3 protein-coding genes are annotated in these 4,416 nt (G+C 53.2%); all 3 read right to left on the bottom strand.

The window, feature by feature from the left end; all coding sequences use genetic code 11:
* A partial coding sequence (locus AACZ40_RS28260) for a hypothetical protein (protein ID WP_339676946.1) occupies positions 1-237 on the bottom strand: 237 nt, incomplete at its 3' end.
* 328 nt (positions 238-565) lie between these two features.
* A complete protein-coding gene (locus AACZ40_RS28255; protein ID WP_339676943.1) occupies positions 566-2,020 on the bottom strand; it encodes a DUF1501 domain-containing protein in 1,455 nt (484 codons plus the stop codon).
* 39 nt (positions 2,021-2,059) lie between these two features.
* Positions 2,060-4,416: PSD1 and planctomycete cytochrome C domain-containing protein (locus AACZ40_RS28250; RefSeq protein ID WP_339676940.1), on the bottom strand; the 2,357-nt coding region annotated here is incomplete at its 5' end.

Genomic DNA, 4,416 nt, shown 5'->3' with positions numbered 1-4,416 from the left:
TAACAGCTGCGGATCGTTTTGCCAGTTTAATTCACTGGTCACTTCGATTAATTCGCGGGTGGTCGGATGGTTTTCAAGCACGGTATGTTTTCGCGCCAGCGGCCTTCCCGATGCATCCACATGAATCAGGTGGTTACAGAGCAAGAGCGATCCTGAAAAAAACACAACGAGTATCATACACAAGCCAGCCGGGCTGAGCAGCAGAGAATTCAACCACGAAGTAACACGTAAGAACATGGTGCCTCCTGTCGGTTCCGAATCAATTGTTTTGAAACTGCCTGCTTTTCGTTGATACAATAAACTGGTTTTGAATATCCCGAAACGGGACTGTTAACATGATATTTCGATAAGCGTCCTGAATCTGAAAGAACCAGGAAGAGAGGGTTTGTTATGATCCTAACGTTTTGATTTAGGAATGCTAATAAATTATGAAAATAATTTATTATTTGATTTGAAGTGACATTGTGTCGCAGATTCCGTAACGGGGTTTAGCCCTGCAGCAGGGAAGAGCCCTGGCTTCAAAATGATCCGATCAGAAGAAACCTGCTGCCGTGAAAGGCGCTGATCAAGCCAGAATCTCGTGAATGACTTGAGGATCATTTCCCACTCCGGTCAGGCGTTCTTTCAATCCATTGCGGGAAATAAACAGGTCTTCGTGATTTAATCCCAGTAAATGCAGCATGGTGGCATGCCAGTCAGTAACACTGACGCGGTTCTCGACCGCAGCGAAGCCCAGTTCATCGGTGGCTCCCCAGACCAGTCCTTTTTTCACTCCGCCGCCAGCCATCCAGGAACACAAGGCATTTTTGTTATGATCGCGACCCGATTTACCGGCATCTTTATCAGCCGCCAATTGCGCTATGGGTAACCGCCCCATTTCACCGCCCCACATCACCAGTGTGTCATCCAGGAGCCCACGCTGTTTCAGGTCTTGAAGTAATGCTGCCACCGGCTGGTCTGTTCTCTGGCAGGCTTTTTTCAGATTGGCGGCAATAGAACTGTGCGTATCCCAGATCTGGCTGTTGATAAAGAGTTGAATGAACCGCACCCCTCGCTCGACCAGACGCCGGGCAATCAGGCAGCGTCGGCCATACGATTCGGTCACCGACTGATCGATGCCATACATCTGCTGAGTCTCCTGCGTTTCCTGCGACAGATCCAGGGCATCGGAAGCAGCGACCTGCATCCGGGCCGCCAGTGCATAAGAGGCAAGCCGCGCTTCCAGTTGATGGTGGTGTGCTCGTTTTCGCTGATGAATTCGATCCAGGCGGGTAATCAGATCGCGTTCCAGTTGTGTCACGGCGGAAGGTTGTTCGTAGTCGGGTTTGAGATTGAGTACGGGCGAACCGGTGGCGCGAAAACGGGTGCCCTGATGTTGTGCCGGGAGAAAACCGGCCTGCCAGTTCTCAATCCCGTTCACGGGCAGGCCGCGTGGATCATCCAGCACGACATACGTAGGCAGATTCTGGTTTTCACTTCCCAGTCCGTAAGAAACCCAGGCGCCCAGGGAAGGGTGTCCCGTGAATTCACTGCCCGATTGAATTTTATAAAGCGCCGGTTCATGGGTTAAATTGGTCGTATACATCGAGCGGATCATGGTGATTTCATCGACCTGCTTTGCCAGGTGAGGCATAATATCCGAAACCCACATCCCCGATTCACCATGCCGGGCAAACTGAAACGGGCTGCGCATGATGGCGCCCGCCTGGGCAGGGAATTCGACTTCACCGGCAATTTTTTGAAAGTAATCCTGACCGTGATGCTTATCCAGGTAAGGCTTGGGATCAAACAGATCCATCTGGCTGGGACCGCCATTCATGAATAGATGGATCACCGATTTGGCACGGGGCCGATGATGAGGACCGAATTTGGGAGTCTCACGAACGGGGTTCTGTTTTTCATCAGCGTACAGATCCTGTTGCAGCAACCAGGTGAGGGCGGCTCCCTGCAGACCGGTGGAAACCTGCTGGAAAAAGCTGCGTCGAGGCATCTGGCTCTGATCAGAAATTTCAGGGATCATAGGTCATCTCTTTCTGCTGCAGTAACATGCTTAACAGACTCAATCGATATATTGAAATTCGGCCAGATTGAAGATCGCGTGACAATAATTGGTCAGCGATTTCCGCGCTGCAGCGTCTGCTCCGGTTGCGGAATTTGTTTTCATCCATTCCTGCTTCAACGCATGCATTGTTTCCACGCCCAGCGACATTTCTTCCGGAGACGCCTCGCGGCCCAATGCCAGACGGTAGATCTGTTTCAACTGATCGGCCGGTCTGTTGCCCGCCTGATTGTGGATTCGGTCAGCAAATTCAGTCGCCAGTCGATGCACCAGTTGATCGTTCAACATGTGTAAGGCCTGGGTGGCGACCAGCGAATCGCCGCGTCGAATGCAGTTTGGTCCCATCTGCGGGTAGTCAAAATTTTCCAGCAGTGTCGGTATCTGTGTGCGGCGCTGCAACACATAGATGCTTCTCCGCCAGCCTTGTTCGGAAGCCAGGGAAGTCACCAGTCCATCACGGCGCACGTCCACCGGATCAGCCGGGCCGTAAGGAGTTTCATCCAGCTGGCCTGACAGGTAGAGCAATGTATCACGGAGCACTTCGCCTTCCATTCTCCTTAAAGGCATCCGCGAGAGCAGGCTGCCATCCGGGTCTTTTCGCAAAGCCTCATCCGAGACCATTGAAGTCTGCCGATAGGTTTCTGAAGTCACCAGCAGTCGATGCAGGGACTTCAGTCTCCAGCCCTGTCGTACAAACTCCGTCGCCAGCCAGTCCAGCAGTTCCGGGTGAGAGGGGCGTTCTCCCGCCCGTCCAAAGTTCTCCGGTGTCTTGACAATTCCTCTGCCAAAATGATGCATCCAGATACGATTGACCATGACCCGCGCAGTCAGGGGATGATCCGGCTGAGTCAACCAGCGGGCAAACGCCAGACGTCGGCCGCCTTGACTCTCTTTCTGACTGCTCCGGGCAATTACTTCCAGCGGATTTTGGTTACGGGCGAGTACCGCGGGCACACCCGGTTCGACCGGACGTCCGGGTGTGAGATAATTGCCGCGTTTCAAAATATAACTGGGCGAAGGAGTACCCCTTGACCATAGTGCGCGAATCCGTGGTGCAGGCTGCTTTCTGGCTTGTATCGCCTTGATCTGTTGCTGTAACTGATCGCATTTCTGTTGATATTGCGGATCGGCTTCCTCTAATGATTTTGCCTGTTTCTCAATCTGCAATTTCCGAGCCTGCTCTGTCAGTGTTGCAATTTCCTGATTGATCTGTTGCACTTCGGCAGCCAGCTTCCGTTCCCGTTGATGATATTTGTCGCGCTCAGCCTGCGGGAGGTGAGCCAGGGTTCGCGGCCCCTGCGACTTCAGCCAGTCGTGTTCATCGTAGGCTTCTTTAAAGATCGCAGTCAGGCGATAGTAATCTCGTTGGGGAATCGGATCAAACTTATGGGAATGACAGCGGGCACATTTCATGGTTAAACCCAGGACTGCTGAACCCAGGATGTCCATTTCGTCCGCAATCACTTCCAGTCGATCCGGGACAAAGTTCGTAATGTCCGCAAACGTACGGTCGGGAGCGGTCCGCAGGAAACCTGTTGCGACCAAACAATCATAAACTTCCGGTGTGATCTCGCCCGACTGGTAATCGACCAGTTCATCGCCGGCGATCTGCTCCATTAAAAAACGGGAGTACGGTTTGTCTTCATTCAGCGCCCGAATGACATAATCACGATAGCGGTACATGTGGGGCCGCAGTTTGTCTTCATTCTGTGCCCCTTCAGAATCGGCATAGCCGGCGGCATCCAGCCAGTGTCGTGCCCAGCGTTCGCCATAGCGGCGGGAAGCGAGCAGGCGATCAACCAGCTTTTCATAAGCACGTGGATCGGTATCATTGAGAAACTGTTCGATTTCCTCAGGCAGCGGAGGCAACCCGGTCAGGTCGAAATAGAGGCGGCGAATTAACGTTCGTTTGCTGGCAGCTGGTGACAGGCTCAGGCCGTGTTGTTCCAGTCGCTGCAAAATAAATGCATCGATCGGATTCCGGGCCCGCTCCTGTCCCTTCACTACTGGTGGCGTCGGCTGCCGGGGAGGTTGAAATGACCAGAAATTTCGATCTGCTTCTGTGACCAGTTCTGTTTCCTCAGTTCGCAGTGATTCCACTTCCGGTAATTTCAGGGCAATCCACTGCGAAAGCAGTTCCCGCTCATTGTCCTGCATCGGTTTGACGCTGGCTGAAACCAGCTTACGCGGCGGGGGCATTTCGCCTGCGTGAATCCGTTTGATTAACAGGCTGCCCGACGGGTCGCCCGGTTTGATAGCCGGGCCGGACTTGCCTCCTTTCAGAATCGAAGCTTTGGTTCGCAGATCCAGGCTGGCTTCCTGGCGACGGCCTCCATGACAGGCAACACATCGCAGAT

It is taken from the genome of uncultured Gimesia sp. (assembly GCF_963972345.1).
Classification (GTDB): Bacteria; Planctomycetota; Planctomycetia; order Planctomycetales; family Planctomycetaceae; genus Gimesia.
The sequence above is the reverse complement of the archived record's forward strand: the minus strand, read 5'-3'. Positions and strand labels throughout refer to the sequence as shown.